The sequence below is a fragment of the Reyranella sp. genome (assembly GCF_052439685.1).
GTDB lineage: Bacteria > Pseudomonadota > Alphaproteobacteria > Reyranellales > Reyranellaceae > Reyranella.
On the sequence record NZ_JBQVQG010000031.1, the window covers coordinates 41,320 to 58,484 of the forward strand.

At 66.6% G+C, this 17,165-nt stretch carries 14 protein-coding genes; 9 read left to right on the top strand and 5 right to left on the bottom strand.

The features are described from left to right. From ACT6UX_RS26030 to ppc, 3 genes are all read left to right on the top strand, one after another. The gene (locus ACT6UX_RS26030; RefSeq protein ID WP_444778075.1) at positions 1 to 1,899 is read left to right on the top strand and encodes an AMP-binding protein; all 1,899 of its coding nucleotides are present in this window, start codon (positions 1 to 3) and stop codon (positions 1,897 to 1,899) included. Between the two features lie 61 nt (positions 1,900 to 1,960). Beyond that, positions 1,961 to 2,371 carry a nuclear transport factor 2 family protein gene (locus ACT6UX_RS26035; protein WP_444778062.1) on the top strand — a complete coding sequence of 137 codons (411 nt, stop codon included), beginning with the start codon at positions 1,961 to 1,963 and terminating at the stop codon, positions 2,369 to 2,371. A 65-nt stretch (positions 2,372 to 2,436) separates the two neighbouring features. Continuing rightward, complete coding sequence (gene ppc / locus ACT6UX_RS26040) at positions 2,437 to 5,238, top strand: phosphoenolpyruvate carboxylase (RefSeq protein WP_444778063.1); 2,802 nt, start codon at positions 2,437 to 2,439, stop codon at positions 5,236 to 5,238. A gap of 9 nt (positions 5,239 to 5,247) precedes the next feature. On the opposite strand, the gene ACT6UX_RS26045 is transcribed toward ppc, so the two are convergent. Continuing rightward, positions 5,248 to 6,414 (bottom strand): M23 family metallopeptidase, encoded by a 1,167-nt coding sequence (locus tag ACT6UX_RS26045; RefSeq protein WP_444778064.1) that lies wholly within the window; start codon positions 6,412 to 6,414, stop codon positions 5,248 to 5,250. A 67-nt stretch (positions 6,415 to 6,481) separates the two neighbouring features. Here ACT6UX_RS26045 and ACT6UX_RS26050 point away from each other — a divergent pair, with 67 nt between their 5' ends. Together ACT6UX_RS26050 and ACT6UX_RS26055 are read left to right on the top strand one after the other, a co-directional pair. Beyond that, positions 6,482 to 7,360 carry an SDR family NAD(P)-dependent oxidoreductase gene (locus ACT6UX_RS26050; RefSeq protein WP_444778065.1) on the top strand — a complete coding sequence of 293 codons (879 nt, stop codon included), beginning with the start codon at positions 6,482 to 6,484 and terminating at the stop codon, positions 7,358 to 7,360. Next, positions 7,357 to 8,505, top strand: coding sequence for a DSD1 family PLP-dependent enzyme (locus ACT6UX_RS26055; protein WP_444778066.1), 1,149 nt, complete (start codon positions 7,357 to 7,359; stop codon positions 8,503 to 8,505). The genes ACT6UX_RS26050 and ACT6UX_RS26055 overlap by 4 nt, the downstream gene beginning before the upstream one ends. Here the strand turns inward: ACT6UX_RS26055 and ACT6UX_RS26060 are convergent, their stop codons facing one another. After that, a complete protein-coding gene (locus ACT6UX_RS26060) occupies positions 8,506 to 9,705 on the bottom strand; it encodes an MFS transporter (RefSeq protein ID WP_444778067.1) in 1,200 nt (399 codons plus the stop codon). Then, complete coding sequence (locus tag ACT6UX_RS26065; RefSeq protein WP_444778068.1) at positions 9,705 to 10,832, bottom strand: CaiB/BaiF CoA transferase family protein; 1,128 nt, start codon at positions 10,830 to 10,832, stop codon at positions 9,705 to 9,707. Before ACT6UX_RS26065 ends, ACT6UX_RS26060 begins: the two co-directional genes overlap by 1 nt. Before the next feature lie 142 nt (positions 10,833 to 10,974). Between ACT6UX_RS26065 and ACT6UX_RS26070 the strand changes: the two genes are divergently transcribed. Beyond that, positions 10,975 to 12,177 (top strand): CaiB/BaiF CoA transferase family protein, encoded by a 1,203-nt coding sequence (locus ACT6UX_RS26070; RefSeq protein ID WP_444778069.1) that lies wholly within the window; start codon positions 10,975 to 10,977, stop codon positions 12,175 to 12,177. Here ACT6UX_RS26070 and ACT6UX_RS26075 read toward each other — a convergent pair. Continuing rightward, positions 12,174 to 12,653 carry a DUF2867 domain-containing protein gene (locus ACT6UX_RS26075; RefSeq protein WP_444778070.1) on the bottom strand — a complete coding sequence of 160 codons (480 nt, stop codon included), beginning with the start codon at positions 12,651 to 12,653 and terminating at the stop codon, positions 12,174 to 12,176. The genes ACT6UX_RS26070 and ACT6UX_RS26075 overlap by 4 nt on opposite strands. Positions 12,654 to 12,774: 121 nt before the next feature. Further along, entirely contained in the window at positions 12,775 to 13,425 is a 651-nt protein-coding gene (locus tag ACT6UX_RS26080) for an OmpW/AlkL family protein (protein ID WP_444778076.1), read from the bottom strand. Between the two features lie 272 nt (positions 13,426 to 13,697). On the opposite strand from ACT6UX_RS26080, the gene ACT6UX_RS26085 reads away from it, so the two are divergent. The 3 genes from ACT6UX_RS26085 to ACT6UX_RS26095 all read left to right on the top strand — a co-directional run. After that, a complete protein-coding gene (locus ACT6UX_RS26085) occupies positions 13,698 to 14,894 on the top strand; it encodes an acyl-CoA dehydrogenase family protein (protein WP_444778071.1) in 1,197 nt (398 codons plus the stop codon). Beyond that, a complete protein-coding gene (locus ACT6UX_RS26090) occupies positions 14,895 to 16,091 on the top strand; it encodes an acyl-CoA dehydrogenase family protein (protein ID WP_444778072.1) in 1,197 nt (398 codons plus the stop codon). Positions 16,092 to 16,131: 40 nt separating this feature from the next. Beyond that, positions 16,132 to 17,165: acyl-CoA dehydrogenase family protein (locus tag ACT6UX_RS26095; protein WP_444778073.1), on the top strand; the 1,034-nt coding region annotated here is incomplete at its 3' end.

Here is a 17,165-nt window from a genome sequence, read left to right on the forward strand (position 1 = left end):
ATCGCGTCAACAGAACAGGCGCCGGGGAGAACGTCGTTGGACAGTGTAATGCAAGTTCCGTTCAAGCCCATCGAATTCCTCAGTCGGGACATCAAGGTCGAGCGCCGCCCCGACGGGACCGTGGTGCTGCAGTCGAACCACCGGCTGAAGCCCTATGCGTCCCACGTGCCGGCGCTGCTCGCCAAGTGGGCGGCCGAGGTGCCTGATCGCCTGTGGCTGGCGCAGCGGCGCGGCCCGGCCCGCGAGTGGCTGAAGCTCACCTATGGCGAATCCAAGCGCCAGGTCGATTCGGTGACCCAGGCGCTGCTCGACCGCGGCTTCGGCCCCGACAAGCCGGTGATGATCCTGTCGTCGAACTCCATCGAATTCGCGCTGCTGGCCATGGCCGCGATGCAGGCGCGGGCGCCGGTCGCGCCCGTCTCGCCGGCCTATTCGGTGATGAGCCAGGACCATGCCAAGCTGAAATACGTCTTCGACCTGATCAAGCCCGGCCTGGTCTTCGTGCAGAACGGCGAGATTTATGCACGTGCCCTGGCCGCCCTCGACCTGACCGGCGTGCTGCTGGTCCATGTCGACAAGCCGCCGCCCGGGATACCGTCGCTGGCGTGGACGGAGCTGGTGGGCACGAAAGCAACGGATGCGGTCGCAAAGTCCATCGCGGCCATCGAGCCGAAGACGGTCGGCAAATTCCTGTTCACCTCGGGCAGCACGGGCACGCCCAAGGCGGTGATCAACACCCAGGAAATGATGTGCGCCAACGTCGCCATGATGAGCATGGCTCGCGTGCGCAAGGCCAGCGACGTGGCGCCGGTCATGCTCGACTGGCTGCCGTGGAACCACACGATGGGCGGCAACGCCACCTTTCAGGGCAACCTCAACGAGGGGGGGACGACCTGGATCGACGACGGCAAGCCGCTGCCCGGCCTGTTCGAGGAGACGCTGCGCAATCTGCGCGAGGTCTCGCCGACCTCCTTTTCCAACGTGCCGGCCGGTTACGCGATGCTCGCCACGGCGCTGGAGAAGGACGAGGGGCTCGCCCAGCGCTTCTTCAAGAACATCAGCGTGCTCTCCTATGGCGGGGCGACCCTGCCGGCCGATCTCTACGAACGCATGGAGGCGCTGGCGGTGAAGCACACCGGCTATCGCATTCCCTTCGTCACCGGCTGGGGTTCGACGGAAACCGCGCCGACCGCGACCAGCGTGCACTGGGCCTCCGAGCGCGTCGGCCTGGTGGGCCTTCCCTATCCCGGGGTGCAGCTCAAGATGGTGCCGACCGGCGCGACTGGGCGCTACGAGCTGCGGCTGAAGAGCGTGATCGTGACGCCCGGCTACTACAAGCGGCCCGACCTCACCGCCCAGATGTTCGACGAGGAGGGCTTCTACCGGATCGGCGACGCCGGCCGCTTCGTCGATCCGGACGATCCCAGTCAGGGCATCATCTTCGACGGCCGCGTCGTCGAGGATTTCAAGCTGACCAGCGGCACCTTCGTTCTGGTCGGCACCCTGCGCACGACCGCCATCGCCGCCGCCTCGCCGGTGCTGCAGGACGCCGCGGTCTGCGGCCAAGACCGCGAATATGTCGGACTGCTGGGCTTTCCCAACGTCGCGGCCTGCCGCCAGCTCGCGGGCGATAGCGGCGCCCAGCTGCCGCTGCCCGAGCTTCTGGTCCATCCCGCCGTCGTCGGCACGCTAAAGCAAGGCCTTGCGAAGATGAACGCCGAGGGCCGCGGCTCGTCGATGCGGGTCAAGCGCGTCCTGCTGATGACTGAGCCGCCCCAGGTCGACGGCCAGGAGATCACCGACAAGGGCTACATCAACCAGCGCGCCACGCTCGACCGCCGCAAGGCGCTGGTCGAGAAGCTCTATGCCGGCGACGAGGGTGTGATCGAAATCGTCTAGACGCGACATTGTCGGCTTTCACAACCTTGGGTAACGTCCGATCCAGCTAGGGAGGAAGCCAATGACGGACCGCGAGCAGATCGAGACCAAGGTCAAGGCCTTGTGGGACGCCCGCCTGAAGGAAGATGTCGACGGCACCCTGAAGGACGTCGCCGACGATGCGGTGTTCGAGATCAACGCCCGGGGCACCGGTGTGCCGGGCTTGTCCGCGCCCGTCGTCGGCAAGCCTGCGATCGGAGAGGCTCTGCGCGAACTCTTCGCCATCTGGGACTTCAAGGACTGGAGAGCGATCGACTTCCTGATCGACGGTGAGGCGGCGATGGTGCGCTGGTCTGCAAAGGTCGTGTGCACTCCGACCGGCAAGTCTGATACTTTCGACTGCTACGACCTCATCAGGTTCCGTGACGGCAAGATCGTCGACTATCGCCAGGCCACGGACACCGCAATGCTGATGAGGTTGGCGGCAACCTAGCGCAACGCTGTCGCGTGCTGGACGGCGACGTGATCCTCGGTATCGGAACAGAAGCGAGGGAACCCATGGACCGTCCTAACCCGATCGAAGCGGGCCGGCCGATCGAAGCGAGCCGGAAGGAAGCGGCCAAGAAGGACGTGCCGCTGCGCTACGACACGAGGCTTCTCGGGCGAATTCTGGGCGAGACGGTGCGCGACCAGGAAGGCGATGCCGTGTTCGACCTGGTCGAACACATCCGCCGCACGGGGGTGCTGTTCCATCGTGAGGCCGACGAGGCGGCGCGGCAGGAACTGCAGGCGACCATGAGCAGCCTGCCCATGGATCGGGCCGTCCGCATCATCCGCGCCTTCGGACACTTCTCGCACCTCGCCAACATCGCCGAGGACCAGCACCACATCCGCCGCACGCGGGCGCTCGCCCTCGCCAAGGCGCCGCCTGCGGAGGGCACGATGGCCTATGCGCTCGGCCGCGCCGCGAAGGCCGGAGTTCCCCGCGAGCGGTTGCAGGCCTTCTTCGCCCACGCGCTTTGCAGCGCAGTCCTGACGGCGCACCCGACCGAGATCCGGCGCAAGAGTTCGATCGACCGCGAGATGGAGATCGCGCGGCTGCTCGACGAGCGCGACCGGGTCGAGTTCACGCCGGAGGAACTGCGGGCCAATCGCCAGGCACTGCGTCGCGCCGTGCTCACTTTGTGGCAGACCAGCATCCTGCGCGACACGCGTCTGCGGGTGATCGACGAGGTCGCCAACGGGCTCGCCTACTACGACCATACGTTCCTGCGCGCGCTGCCGATTTTTTATGCCGATCTCGAGGACCGGCTCGGGAGCATCGATGCGGCCTGGCGGGACATCGAGGTGCCGTCCTTCCTGCGCATGGGAAGCTGGATCGGCGGCGACCGAGACGGCAATCCCTATGTCACGGCGGACGTGACGCGCCAGACCCTCACCCTGCAAAGCCAGCGGGCGCTGCGTTTCTATCTTGAGGAACTGCACCGGCTGGGCAGCGAGCTGTCGCTCGACGGCCGCATCGTGCGCGTCTCCGAGGGCTTGCGCGCACTGGTCGAAAGCTCGGCGGATCGCGCGCCGGAGCGCAAGGACGAGCCCTACCGGCGCGCCATCGTCGGCATCTACGCGCGGCTGGCCGCGACCGCCTGGTCGCTCGACCGGCTGGAGCCGCCGCAATCGCCGGTCGGCCCGGCACCTGTCTACGAGACGGTGGACGATCTGAAGGCGGACCTCAATGCGCTCTACCAGTCGCTCGCGGAGAACGGTTCGGCGGACCTGGCGCGGGGCCGGCTGCGGTCGTTGCGGCGCGCCGTCGATGTCTTCGGTTTCCACCTGGCGTCGCTCGACCTGCGCCAAAATTCCGACGTGCACGCGCGCGTCATGACGGAGCTGCTGGCTGCGACCGGGACAGGCGTCGACTATGCGGCGCTCGACGAGGGCGCGCGCGTGGCCCTGCTGACGGACGAGCTCGGCAACATGCGGCCGCTGTCGTCGCCCTATCTCTCCTATGGCGACGAAACTGCGGCAGAACTGGACCTGGTGCGGGTCGCGGCCGATGCGCATCGCCGCTACGGTCGTGCCGCCCTTCCCAACTATGTGATCTCGAAGGCCGACAGCGTCTCCGACATTCTCGAAGTGGCGGTGCTGCTCAAGGAGGGCGGACTGCTCGATCCGCGCGAGGGCCGCCTGGATATCGACATCGTGCCGTTGTTCGAGACCATCGGCGACCTGCAGCGCTGCGGGCGGATCATGGACGAGCTTCTCGCGCTGCCGGCCTATCGCCGCCTGCTGGCGTCGCGCGGCGGCACGCAGGAAGTCATGCTGGGCTACTCCGACAGCAACAAGGACGGCGGCTACCTCACCTCGACCTGGGAACTCTACAAAGCCGAGCTGGTGCTGATCGAAACCTTCAAGCGCCACCAGATCGGTCTGCGCCTGTTCCATGGTCGCGGCGGCTCGGTAGGGCGCGGCGGTGGGCCGAGCTACGAGGCGATCCTGGCGCAGCCGCCGGGCGCCGTGCAGGGCGCCATCCGCATCACCGAACAGGGCGAGGTGATCGCCGGCAAATATTCCAACGCCGAGGTCGGTCGGCGCAATCTCGAGACCCTGGCGGCCGCCACCCTGGAAGCCTCGCTCCTGGATGCGGATCGGCCGCCGCCGCCCGCCGACTATCTCGCGGTCATGGAAGAGCTGTCGGCGCAGGCCTTCCGCGCCTATCGCGACCTCGTCTACGAAACCGAGGGCTTCGACCGCTATTTCCGCGAATCCACCGTGCTCGATGAGATCGCCTCGCTGAACATCGGCAGCCGTCCGGCCTCGCGTTCGAAGAAGCAGGGCATCGAGGATCTGCGCGCCATCCCCTGGGTGTTCAGCTGGGCGCAGTGCCGCCTGATGCTGCCGGGCTGGTACGGGTTCGGCGCCGCGATCGAAGCCTGGACCGCCGCGCGCCCGGGTGACGGCATGGCGATGCTGCAGGAGATGCACGACAACTGGCCGTTTTTCCGGACCATCCTGTCGAACATGGACATGGTGCTGGCCAAGAGCGACATCGCCATCGCCTCGCGCTATTCAGAGCTGGTGTCCGACACGGCGCTTCGGAAGCAGGTTTTCGCCCGCGTGAAGCGGGAGTGGCGGGCATCTATCGACGCGGTTTGCGCCATCACGCGGCAGAAGACGCTGCTGGAACTCAACCCGCTGCTGGCGCGCTCGATCCGCAACCGTTTCCCCTATATCGATCCGCTGAACCACGTGCAGATCGAACTGCTGCGGCGTCACCGCGCCGGCGACCCCGATCCCGCTGTGGTCCAGGGCATCCATCTCAGCATCAACGGCATCGCGGCCGGCCTGCGCAACAGCGGTTAGGCCCAGCCGTCAGCGCGAGAACTCGACGACCGAGAGATCGAGCGGCAGCACCTTGTGAAGATGCTGCGGCGGCGTGAGGGGCGTCAACGTGAGCGGTGTACCGGTGGCTTCTGCCTTGTCGAAGTCCGGCGTGCCGGCGGAGTCGACCGCCGTGACGGTGAAGGCGTCGAAGACGTAGGGAATGCCGTTGGCCAGCAGCGGAGAGGGCCCATCCATGACATGCAGGTGGAGGTGCGGCGCCTGACTGTTGCCGGTGTTGCCGACCTTGCCGAGGATGTCGCCACGCTTTACCTGGGCGCCCGCACCAACCACGACGCTGCCGGGCTGCAGATGGGCATAGAGCACGTAGGCTCCGCCGCCAATATCGAGCACGATGAAATTACCGTCGGCCTCGGCGATCGGCAGGTTCGCCGGCAGTGCCCCGGGCACCTGCTCCGGCAGGTCGTTGCGCGCGGAAACCACCGTGCCGTCGGCAACGGCCAGCACGGGTTGGCCGTAGATCGTGTAACTCTTAGGATCGGCGAGGCTGCCCTTTACAAGGCGATTGTCTCCGTCGACCTGCTCCCAATCGATGGCGAAGCGCTGCGCCAGTGCGAAGCGGCCGTTCAGGGGCAGCAGCGCGCGCACGTGACGGATCGTATCGCAGCAGCCGTCGGCTGCGACGAAGCCTTTGCCGATCAGCGGCGGCCCGAGTACCGGTGGCGGTACTCCGCTCACGTCGGTTTTGCCCGCGGTCTCGGTGATCTCCACGGGGTCGGGCAGGGCGAGGCGCAAGGTGATCCGGTGCACCAGCGCGGAGGGCGTCGGGGCCGCCGCGTCGAGCGGCACGTGCAGAAAAATCACGCCGAACTGGCCGGTGCCGAGATCGGCCGATTCGGCTCCGCGTCGACCGCCGATCGAGAGGCGCCGGGCGACGTCGTCGCGATCGAGGCTAAAGAGCGTCTTCGCCGTATCGGCCTCGAGCACCTCGATTTTCTGCAGCGTCGTCGCAGCCGGGCTGGCATTGGCGAGCCCGAGCTCGTAGACGAGATGGCGCCTGCCGTCGGAGCCCGGCACCGCGCGCGGCGGGAAGAGCACGTCGGCAACCAGCGGCGTCATCACCGGATCGGGAACCGGCGTTTGGGCGGCGGCCGGCAGCGCAGCGGCAACGAGAAGGATCAGGAGCAACAATCTCATTCGTGAAACGCTAGGCTTGCCTCAAGCCCTGCGCAACACCACCATGGCATCGGAGGGTCAAATCGGCATGAATCGACTGGCAGGCAAGGTGGCCATCGTCACGGGTGGCGCGAGCGGCATGGGCCGCGCGACCGTCATGCGTTTTCTTGCCGAGGGCGCCAAGGTGCTGGTGGCCGATCTCAACGAGCCCAATGGCGCGGAGACGCTGGCGGTCGCCAGGGCGCAGGGCTTCGGCGACAGCGTCGGCTTTGTGCGCTGCGACGTTTCGAAAGAGACCGACGTCGCGGCCATGGTCGCCGAGGCGAGGAGCCGGTTCGGCCGACTCGACATCGCCTATCTCAATGCCGGCGTCGGCGGTGCCTTCGGGCCGATCGCGGAGACGAGCGTCGAGGACTGGGACTATACGTTTGCGGTTCTGACGCGTTCGGTGTTCCTCGGCATGAAGCACGCCTCGCTGGCGATGAAGGAACAGGGAGACGGCGGCGTGATCCTGGTGACCGCCTCGATCGCCGGCATGGTGGGCGGTGGCGGCAGCCATGCCTATTCGGCGGCCAAGGCGGCCTGCCTCAGCCTGATCGAGAACGTGGCGACGGAGCTCGGGCCCGATCGCATCCGCGTGGTCGGCATCGCCCCCGGCGTCATCTCGACGCCTCTGGACCATCGCGGCCGGCCCGACAAGTACGAGAAGCAGTTCGCCCAGCAGCCCTGGCCCGACCGCGGCGAGCCTGAGCACATCGCCGACGTGGCGACTTTCCTTGCCTCCGACGAGGCGCGTTTCATCACCGGCGAGACGGTGAAGGTGGATGGCGGCCTGCTGGCCCAGGGCGTCGCGCTCTGGGGCACCGGCGCCGACAGCACCTTCATGAAGAGCGCCGGCGTCAACCGCGGTACGACCGGCGAAGCCATGGTCGTCCGCACTTTGCAAACCGAAGGACAGAGAAAATGACAAGCGAAGCCTGGCGCCTGCACGGGCACCTCATCGGACAGCAGGGCTCGCGCGGCTCGCTCAACACGCCGGCGCTCGTGCTCGACCTCGAGATGCTCGACCGCAACATCGCGGAGATGGCGAATTTCGCCAAGGCGCATAACGTGAAATTGCGGCCGCATTCCAAGACCCACAAGTCGGCCGACATCGCGCGCCGCCAGATGGAAGCGGGGGCGCTCGGCGTCTGCTGCGCCAAGCTCGGTGAAGCCGAGGCGCTGGGCGAGGCCGGTATCCAGAGCCTGCACATCACCTCACCGGTGGTGACGCCGCAGGCGATCCAGCGGCTCGTGGAGCTCAACGCCAAGGTCTCCGACCTGATGCTGGTGGTCGACCATCCCGCCAACGCCGAGGCGCTGGCCGCCGCGGCCGCAAAGGCCGGCAAGCCGCTCACCGTGATCGTCGACATCGATCCCGGAATCCATCGCACCGGTACGGCATCGCCGGAGGCCACGGTCGAACTGGTGCAGAAGATCGCCAACTTCAGGTCGCTCACCTATGCCGGCGTCCAGTTCTACTGCGGGCGTCACCAGCACATCGTCGACTTCAAGGAGCGTACCGCCGAGATCAAGGAGCGCACGGAATACCTGCAGGGCATCCTGGCGAAGCTGGAGGAGGCGGGTCTGAAGCCCGGCATCGTCACCGGCTCAGGCACCGGCACGCACTATATCGACGCTAAACTCGGCGTCTTCACCGAGCTGCAGGTCGGCTCCTACGTGTTCATGGACCACGACTACAACGTCTGCGACCTGCGCGGCCTCGACAAGCCGACCTTCGAGCAGGCGCTGCAGATCGATGCACGCGTGGTCAGCGCCAATAAGCCGGGCATGGTGACGGTCGATGCCGGCCTCAAGGCCATGGCCACCGAGAAGGGCCCGCCGATGGTCCTGAAGGGCGCGGTCGACGGGGCGACCACCCGCTTCATGGGTGACGAGCATCTCGCCGTGATTGCGCCGGAGGGCGGCCAGACGCCGAAGCTCGGCGACCAGGTCGTCCTGACGCCGCCGCACTGCGACCCGACCGTGAACCTCTACGAGAGCTATCACGTGGTGAAGGGCGACACGCTGGTCGAGATCTGGCCGGTCACCGCGCGCGGCCGGTCGCGTTAGCTACGCCGGCTTCGGCTGCCCCACCACCAGCCCGCCGTTCCACGTGCGCGCCAGCAGCAGCAGCGCGCACATTCCGAGGGCGCTGACGACGGTCATGCCGAGGAATGCGCGCTGGCCGTACTCGGAGTAGAGCAGGCCGGAGAACTGGTAGACGACGGCCTGCGTGGCGCCGGTGCCCAGCGCGTAATAGAGGCTCTGGCCGATCGCCGCGCCGTGCGCCGGCAGGGCGCGCTGCAGGAAGGCCATGGCGCCGAGATGGCAGGCGGCGAAGGTGCAGGAGTGGAGCGCCTGCAGGAGCACCAGCGCCCATAGCTCGGTGGTGAAGGCCATGCCGGTCCAACGCACGAGGCCGGCGGCGAGGCCGAGCCCGATCAGGCCGCAGACGCCCAGCCGCGCCAGCAGCCAGCCGCCGAACAGCATCAGCACGATCTCGATGGCGACGCTCTCGGCCCACAGGGCGCTGATCGTCACGTCGGCGATGCCGGCGCCGCGCCAGGTCAGGGTGCCGAAACTGTAGAGCACGGAGTGGCTGGCCTGGCAGAGGCCGCAGGCCAGCAGGAACAGCAGGAACGGCGGCTGCCGCAGCAGCTCTGGGACGCGGAACGGCGCATGGTCATGGCCGGTGGCGGCGGCGCGCGGTGGCGTGGCCGGCAGCAGCAGGGCGAAGGGTGCAAGCAGCACGATGCTCGCCATCCCGACATAGAGCACCCAAGGCGGGCCGTAACGGTCGACGGCGATGCCGGCGAGGAAGGTGCCGAAGATGAAGGCCACGGAACTCCACATGCGCACCCGCGCATAGTCGAGCCCGTGCTTCTTGGTCTCCGTCACCAGCACGCCGTCGTACAGCGGCATGGGCGGCGACCACAGGAAGCCCCAGATCATGGTGACGATGAAGATGGCCAGGAAGGAATAGGAAAACTGGTAGGCCACCATCATCACGATGGCGCCGATCCCCAGCGCCACGATGACGCCGCGCGGGCCGCCCAGGCGGTGGACGATCCAGCCGACCGAGAGGGTGGCGATCACGGTGATGATCTGGCGCGACATGAACAGCGTGCCGATCTCGGTGTCGCTGACGCCGCGGTCGCGCAGCCAGACCGGCCAGTAGCTCATGAAGGCGCCGGCGGCGAAGAAGTAGGCGGCGCCATAGGCCGCGAGCCTTGCCCCTTGAAGCAGGCGGCCCGTCCGCCTGTCGGACATCAGGCGGCGAACTCCTTGCGGATCGCCTCGCTGTGCTGGCCGAGCGTCGGCACGTCGCCCAGCCGTTCGGGCTCGCCGGTATAGGAGGCGGCCAGCGCCGGGATCGAGACATCCTCGCCGCCGATCGAGTTGAAGCCGGTGCGGCGGAGCTGCGGGTGCGTCGTCAGGTCCTTCACGCTGCTGACCCGCGCCCAGGCGATCTGCGCCGCTTCGAGGCGGGCCGAGAGATCGGCGAAGGTCTGCGACACGAAGCTTTGGGCGACGATGGCGTTGGTCGCGTCGCGCCGCGCGTTGCGCGCCTTGCCGGTGGCGTAGTCCGGATCCTTCTCGAGGCCGGGTCGGTCGATAACGCCATGGCACAGGCGCTCGAACTCGCGATCGTTCTGGATCGAGATCAGCACTGGCACCTTGTCGGAGGTCGGATAGACACCGTAGGGCGCGATGAACGGATGGGTGAGGCCGAGGCGCGGCCATTCGTAGTTGGAATATTCCATGCCGAGCAGCGGCACCGTCATCCATTCCGCCATCGAGGAGAAGAGCGAGACCGAGATGGCGCGGCCCTCCCCGGTCCGGCCGCGGGCGATCAGCGCCTCCAGCACGGCGGCATGGGCATACATGCCGGTGCCGATGTCGGTGGCGGAGATGCCGACCCGGCCCGGCGCATGCTCGGTGCCAGTGATCGAGGCCAGCCCGCTCTCGGCCTGGACCAGCAGGTCGTAGGCGCGGCGGTTCTTGTACGGCCCGTGGTCGCCATAGCCCGAGATGTCGACGGTGATCAGCTTCTTGTGGGCCGCCCGCATGGCGGCGGAGCCGAAGCCCGCCCGCTCGGCCGCGCCCGGCGCCAGGTTCTGGATCAGCACGTCGGCCTTGCCGATCAGCCGGTGCAGGAGAGCGAGGTCGTCCTTGGCCTTGAAGTCGAGGGTGAGGGACTGCTTGCCGCGGTTCAGCCAGACGAAGTAGCTCGACTGGCCGTGCACGTAGCCATCATAGCCGCGGGCGAAGTCGCCTTCGGGCCGCTCGATCTTGATGACCCGGGCGCCGGCATCCGCCAGCCGGGCGGCGCAATAGGGAGCGGCCACCGCCTGCTCGACACTCACCACCAGCAGACCGTCCAGCGCTCCAGCCATCACGAGACCCCAATTTCCAGAAATGCCCCGCGCATCGCACCGCGAAGCGCCTCGGGACGAGGTGTTACTGTAGGACTACCATTTCGCAAAGGGCGATGGCACGGTTCGGACAAGATCAAAACCACATAGCGGGGACGAGGAAATGCCGGGACCATTGCAGGGCGTGCGGGTGATCGATCTGACGGCCGTTCTGCTGGGGCCGTTCGCCACGCAGCATCTCGCCGACATGGGCGCCGACGTGATCAAGGTCGAGCCGCCGGAAGGCGACCTGCTGCGCGCCTCGGGCGGCAGCCTCGGCAACGCTCCGGCCATGGGCCCAATCTACATGGCGGCCAACCGCAACAAGCGCTCGATCTGCCTCGACCTCAAGAAGCCCGCGGCCTGCGCCGTCCTGAAGGACATGATCAAGGACGCCGACCTGTTCATTCACAACAGCCGGCCGCAGGCCATCGAGCGGCTGGGCCTGGGCTACGAGGATCTGAAGAAGATCAACCCGTCGATCATCTATGCCTATTCGCTAGGCTATGCGCGCCGGGGACCCTATGGCCACAAGCCGGCCTTCGACGACCTGGTCCAAGGCGTCTCGGGCGCGGCCTCGTTGCAGAGCCGGGTCGACGGGCTGCCGCCGCGCTTCATGCCGAGCCTGATCGCCGACAAGACGACGGGGCTGCATCTCTGCATCGCCGTGCTGGGCGCGCTCTACCATCGCAAGTGCACGGGCGAGGGGCAGATGATCGAAGTGCCCATGCTCGAGACGCTGGCCTCGTTCTGGCTGACCGAGCACCTGTTCGGAGCGACCTGGAGTCCCGAGCGCGCGCCGATGGGGTACGACCGCATCATCAACAAGTTCCGCCATCCCTTTCCGACGAAGGACGGCTACATCTGCGCGCTGCCCTATACCGACGCGCACTGGATCAGGTTCTTCGAGCTGGCGGAGCGGCCCGATCTCGCCAACGAGAAGAGATTCGTCGACCGCATGGAGCGCGCCAAGCATTTCAGCGAGCTCTACCAGGTGCTGGCCGAGCTGCTGAGGCATCGCCCGACACAGGAATGGCTCGACATGTTCGACGAGGCCGACATACCCGCCATGCCGGTGCGCACCCTGGAGGAGCTGAAGGACGACCCGCATCTGAAGGCGACCGGCTTCTTCACCGAGCGGGAGCACCCGACCGAGGGCCCGATCACCACCTTCGCCAGCCCGCTCGACTTCGAGAAGACCAAGGTCGAGTTCCGCCGGCACGCCCCACCCCTCGGCGGCGACGGCGTCGAGGTCCTGCGCGAGGCCGGCCTCAGCGACCAGGCTATCGACAAGCTCAAGGCCGACAAGGTGCTGATCGTGCCTTAGGAAGGCTGGAGACGGCGGCGCAGGCGGCGAAGCGCGTCGGTTACGACCAGAATGTGGAAGGGCAGGATCGCGGCGAGATAGAGGCGGCCCAGCAGGTTGTGGCAGCGCACCACCGTCGTGGCGACGAGCCTGTTGTCGGTGCGACGCAGGAGCACCGAGGCCCGGAAGTCGAGGTGGCGGTCGTCGGCGCCCAGCACGATCTCGTCAGCCGAACGCGAGAGGACGGGGAAGAAGGCGATTTGTTCATCGGCCTCCAGGGCGTGCGAGGCTTTCACCCCGAACGGCGCCATCACCCGATCGCGGATCGCCAGCAGGATCGTGAACCACGCGGGCGGATCGGCGAAGAGGAGGGTGGCGAGGGTGTCGACGTCGGCCGGTGCACCTGGTGGCAGGGTGACGGCGAAGCTGTCGGTCAGGCTGGCGCCAGCATACCAGTCACTGAGGCGGCTTTCGGCGGGCGGGGCGATACGGCTCATGGGACGGAATATGGGACGACGTCCCGGAGAGAACCCCGGGACCCGCTGACGCGGGACGTTTGGTCCCGCGCGAAACCGACCTCGGCGACGCCGATATCGATCGAGCCTTCGCCCGATGGGCCTAGAACCTGTAGGTCACGCCGGCGCCGATGATCCACGGATCGATGACCGCCGTCCCGCTCACCGGGATGGTGCCGTTGACCGTGGCATTGTAGGTCGGGCGCAGGATGTACTTCTTGACGTCGACGTTCACGCCCCAGTGCTTGTCGAACATGTAGTCGAAGCCGACCTGGACGGCGCCGCCGACGGTATTGTTGATGCTGAGGTTCGTCACCCCGAGCCCGTTGGTCTGCGTATAGCCGGCACTCTGGCCGAAGAAGATCGTATAGTTCAGGCCAATGCCGATATAGGGCTTGAAGGCGCCGAAATCGGTGAAGTGATATTGCGCCAGCAGGGTCGGTGGCAGGAGCCATGCCTTGCCGATGTTGAGGTTCGCAAGGGCGCCGCTGCCGGTGATGTTATGCGGCGTGACGCCCAGGATGAGTTCGGCCGCGACGTTGCGCGTAATGTAATAGCTGATGTCGACTTCGGGGACGATCGAATTGCCGATCGACAGGCTGGAATTCGGCGTCGAAAGCGCCGGGACGCCCTGTACGTTCACCGTGCTCCCCGACGAGGCCGGAAGCACGCCCAGCGCGCGGACGCGGACCTGCCAGGGACTCTGACTCTCGGTGTCGTCGGCCTTGGCCGCTTGCCCAAATGAGCAAGCCATGAGGGCTGCCGCAACCATCGCGCCAGCAACCGAAACTCTCTGCATTCGTACTCTCCCACTTTACGCGGGGAGAATTGAACGCCATTACCGAGAGTAGGGACTTGACCTGAATCAATGGTTGCAAGACCGGCGGCGGTGACGTGGGATTTTCTTACGGAAAGACGTTCCGCATCTCGGCGCGGACACTCGCCAGTCGATTTATCGGCGCTTGTCCCCGTCGGTCTCGTGGCTAAACTCCGGCCAAATCGAAAATGCCTCCTTGGGAGGGGAACATGGACCTCGCTTTCACGCCTGAAGAACAGAAATTTGCCGACGAGGTGCGGGCCTTCGTGCGCGCCAACCTGCCGGCCGACGTGCGCGACAAGGTGAAGAACGGCAAGCACCTGATCCGCGACGACTACATGCGCTGGCAGCAGGCGCTCGGGAAGAAGGGCTGGCTGGTCTACACCTGGCCGAAGAAGCATGGCGGCCCGGGTTTCACGCCGGCCCAGCGCTACATCTTCGAGAACATCTGCGCCGAGGAATATGCGCCGGGCATCATCCCGTTCGGCACCAAGATGGTCGGGCCGGTGATCTACACGTTCGGCACCGAGGCGCAGAAGGAGAAGTACCTCCCGGCGATCCGCGAGAGCACCGTCTGGTGGTGCCAGGGCTATTCCGAGCCGGGCTCGGGTTCCGACCTCGCGAGCCTGCGCACCAAGGCGGAGAAGGATGGCGACCATTACATCGTGAACGGGTCGAAGACCTGGAACACGATGGGCCACTGGGCCGACTGGATTTTTTGTCTGGTGCGGACCGATTCCAAGTCGAAGCCGCAGGAGGGCATCTCCTTCCTGCTGATCGACATGAAGACGCCGGGCATCACGGTGAAGCCGATCATCATGGCCGATGGCGGCCACGAGGTGAACGAGGTCTTCTTCGACAACGTCAGGGTCCCGGTCGAGAACCTGGTCGGCAAGGAGAACGAGGGCTGGACCTGCGCCAAGTTCCTGCTGGCCAACGAGCGGCTGGGAATCGCGGCCGTGCCGCAGTCCAAGCGCGGTGTCGAGGCGCTGAAGGACATCGCGCGCGTCGAGCAGGACAATGGCCGGCCGCTGATCGAGAACCAGAGCTTTGCCGAGAAGATCGCCGATCTCGAAATCCAGGTGACGGCGCTCGAATTCACCGAGCTGCGCGTGCTGTCGCAGATGGCGCAGGGCGGCCAGCCCGGCGCGGAAGTCTCGGGCCTCAAGATCCGCGGCTCGGAGATCCAGCAGCGCATCACCGAACTCACGCTGGAAGCGGTCGGCGAATATTCCGCGCCCTACCTGCCGGGCCTGCTGTGGCAGGGCACCAACGAGGAGCCGGTCGGTCCCGACTATGCCCACCTCGCCGCGCCGCGCTATTTCAACACGCGCAAGACCACGATCTACGGCGGCAGCAACGAGATCCAGAAGGGGATCATCAGCAAGATGGTGTTGGGGCTCTAGATGGATCTGTCGCTCAAGCCGGAACACAAGGCGTTTGCCGAAGAGGTGCGGGCTTTCGCGCGCGAGAACCTCTCGCCCGCGACCCGTGAGAAGACTTTCTCCGGCAAGCATTACGACCGCGACGACCACATCGTCTGGCAGCAGGCGCTCGGGAAGAAGGGCTGGCTCGCCTACACCTGGCCGAAGAAGTACGGCGGCCCGGGCTGGGACGTGACGCAGCGCTTCCTGTTCGAGAACGTGCTGGCGGAGGAGGGTGCGCCACGTATCCTGCCGTTCGGGCCGAAGATGGTCGGGCCGGTGATCTACACGTTCGGTACCGAAGAGCAGAAGGAGCGCTTCCTGCCAGGGATCCGCAGCTCCGAAGTCTCGTGGTGCCAGGGCTATTCCGAGCCAGGGGCCGGCTCCGACCTCGCCAACCTGCGCACGCGCGCGGTGAGGGAAGGTGACCATTACATCGTGAACGGCCAGAAGACCTGGACCTCCTTCGCGCATTGGGGCGACTGGATCTTCTGCCTGGTGCGGACCAACCCGGACGGCAAGCCGCAGGAGGGCATCTCCTTCCTGCTGATCGACATGAAGACGCCGGGCGTCACGGTGCGGCCGATCATCATGACCGACGGCGCCCATCACGTGAACGATGTGTTCCTCGACAATGTGAAGGTCCCGGTCGAGAACCTGATCGGCAAGGAGAACGAGGGCTGGACCTGCGCCAAGTTCCTGCTGGCCAACGAGCGGCTGGGCATCGCTGAGGTCCCGTCCTCCAAGCGCGGTGTCTCGATGCTGCGCCAGATCGCCCGTATCGAGCCGCAGGACGGTGGGACGCTCGCGGACGATCCCGCCTTCACGGCGCAGATCGCCGACATCGACCTGCAGGTCCAGGCGTTGGAGATGAGCGAGCTGCGCGTGCTCTCGACCATGGCGCAGGGCGGCGCGCCCGGTCCCGAGGTCTCGACCCTCAAGGTGCGCGGCTCGGAGATCCAGCAGCGCATCGCCGAACTCACCATGGAAGCCGTGGGCGAGTACGCCCAGCCCTACCAGCCCGGCATGCTGTTCCACGACACCAACGAGACGCCGATCGGGCCTGACCACGCCCCGCCGGCCGCGCCCCGCTATTTCAACATGCGCAAGACCAGCATCTACGGCGGCAGCACCGAGATTCAGAAGAACATCGTCTCGAAGATGGTGCTCGGCCTCTGACGGGGGCTATAACCGCATCCAAGAATTCCGGAGGAGAAACATGGATCTGTCCCTTTCCGACGAACAGAAGCAGCTGCAGGAATCGGCCGAGCGCTTCGCCCGCGAGAAGTACACGTTCGAGAACCGCCGCAAGATCGTGGCGACCGAGCGCGGCTGGCTGCCGGAGAACTGGGCTCAGTTCGCCGAGCTGGGCTGGCTGGGCATGGCCTTCTCGGAAGAGGATGGCGGTTACGGCGGCGGTCCGATCGAGACGATGATCGTCATGGAACAGTTCGGTAAGGGCCTGGTGCTCGAGCCGTTCCTGCCGACGGTTGTGCTGGGCGGTGGCATGATCGCCCGCGCCGGTTCGGCCGACCAGAAGGCCGCCCTGCTGGCGCCGATGATCGAGGGCAAGAAGCAGTTCGCCTTCGCCTGGCTGGAGCGCCAGAGCCGCTACAACCTGGCCGACGTGTCGCTCAAGGCGACCAAGGAAGGCAACGGCTGGTCGCTCTCGGGCCACAAGGGCGTGGTCTACAACGCCGCCTCCGCCGACGAGATCATCGTGCTGGCCCGCACCGCCGGTTCGGCGCGCGAGCCCAAGGGCCTGACGCTGTTCGTGGTCGACGCCAAGGCCAAGGGCCTGTCGCGCCGCGACTACCCGACCCAGGATGCGCTGCGCGCGTCCGAGCTGACCTTCGACAAGGTCTCGGTGGGCGCCGACGCGGTGCTGGGCAAGGTCGACGAGGCCTTCCCGACCGTGGAAGAGGCGGTCGACCGTGCCATCGTGGCGCTGTGCGCCGAGGCCACCGGCTGCATGGACGCGATCAACGCGGCGACGCTCGAATACATCAAGACCCGCAAGCAGTTCGGCGTGGCGATCGGCAAGTTCCAGGTGCTGCAGCACCGCATGGTCGACTGCTTCACCAACGCGCAGGAAGCGCGTTCGATGACCCTGATGGCCTCGCTCAAGATCGACGACAAGGATCCCACGGTGCGGGCCAAGGCCGCCTCGGGCGCCAAGGTCCAGATCGGCAAGTCGGGCAAGTTCTGCGGCCAGAGCGCGGTGCAGATGCACGGCGGCATGGGCGTCACGGA

Excerpts from the sequence above, each read along its gene's own strand:
- ACT6UX_RS26035 (WP_444778062.1), top strand. The coding sequence starts at position 1,961 with ATGACGGACCGCGAGCAGATCGAGACCAAGGTCAAGGCCTTGTGGGAC.
- ppc (WP_444778063.1), top strand. The coding sequence starts at position 2,437 with ATGGACCGTCCTAACCCGATCGAAGCGGGCCGGCCGATCGAAGCGAGC.
- ACT6UX_RS26045 (WP_444778064.1), bottom strand. The coding sequence starts at position 6,414 with ATGAGATTGTTGCTCCTGATCCTTCTCGTTGCCGCTGCGCTGCCGGCC.
- ACT6UX_RS26050 (WP_444778065.1), top strand. The coding sequence starts at position 6,482 with ATGAATCGACTGGCAGGCAAGGTGGCCATCGTCACGGGTGGCGCGAGC.
- ACT6UX_RS26055 (WP_444778066.1), top strand. The coding sequence starts at position 7,357 with ATGACAAGCGAAGCCTGGCGCCTGCACGGGCACCTCATCGGACAGCAG.
- ACT6UX_RS26060 (WP_444778067.1), bottom strand. The coding sequence starts at position 9,705 with ATGTCCGACAGGCGGACGGGCCGCCTGCTTCAAGGGGCAAGGCTCGCG.
- ACT6UX_RS26065 (WP_444778068.1), bottom strand. The coding sequence starts at position 10,832 with ATGGCTGGAGCGCTGGACGGTCTGCTGGTGGTGAGTGTCGAGCAGGCG.
- ACT6UX_RS26070 (WP_444778069.1), top strand. The coding sequence starts at position 10,975 with ATGCCGGGACCATTGCAGGGCGTGCGGGTGATCGATCTGACGGCCGTT.
- ACT6UX_RS26075 (WP_444778070.1), bottom strand. The coding sequence starts at position 12,653 with ATGAGCCGTATCGCCCCGCCCGCCGAAAGCCGCCTCAGTGACTGGTAT.
- ACT6UX_RS26080 (WP_444778076.1), bottom strand. The coding sequence starts at position 13,425 with ATGGCTTGCTCATTTGGGCAAGCGGCCAAGGCCGACGACACCGAGAGT.
- ACT6UX_RS26085 (WP_444778071.1), top strand. The coding sequence starts at position 13,698 with ATGGACCTCGCTTTCACGCCTGAAGAACAGAAATTTGCCGACGAGGTG.
- ACT6UX_RS26090 (WP_444778072.1), top strand. The coding sequence starts at position 14,895 with ATGGATCTGTCGCTCAAGCCGGAACACAAGGCGTTTGCCGAAGAGGTG.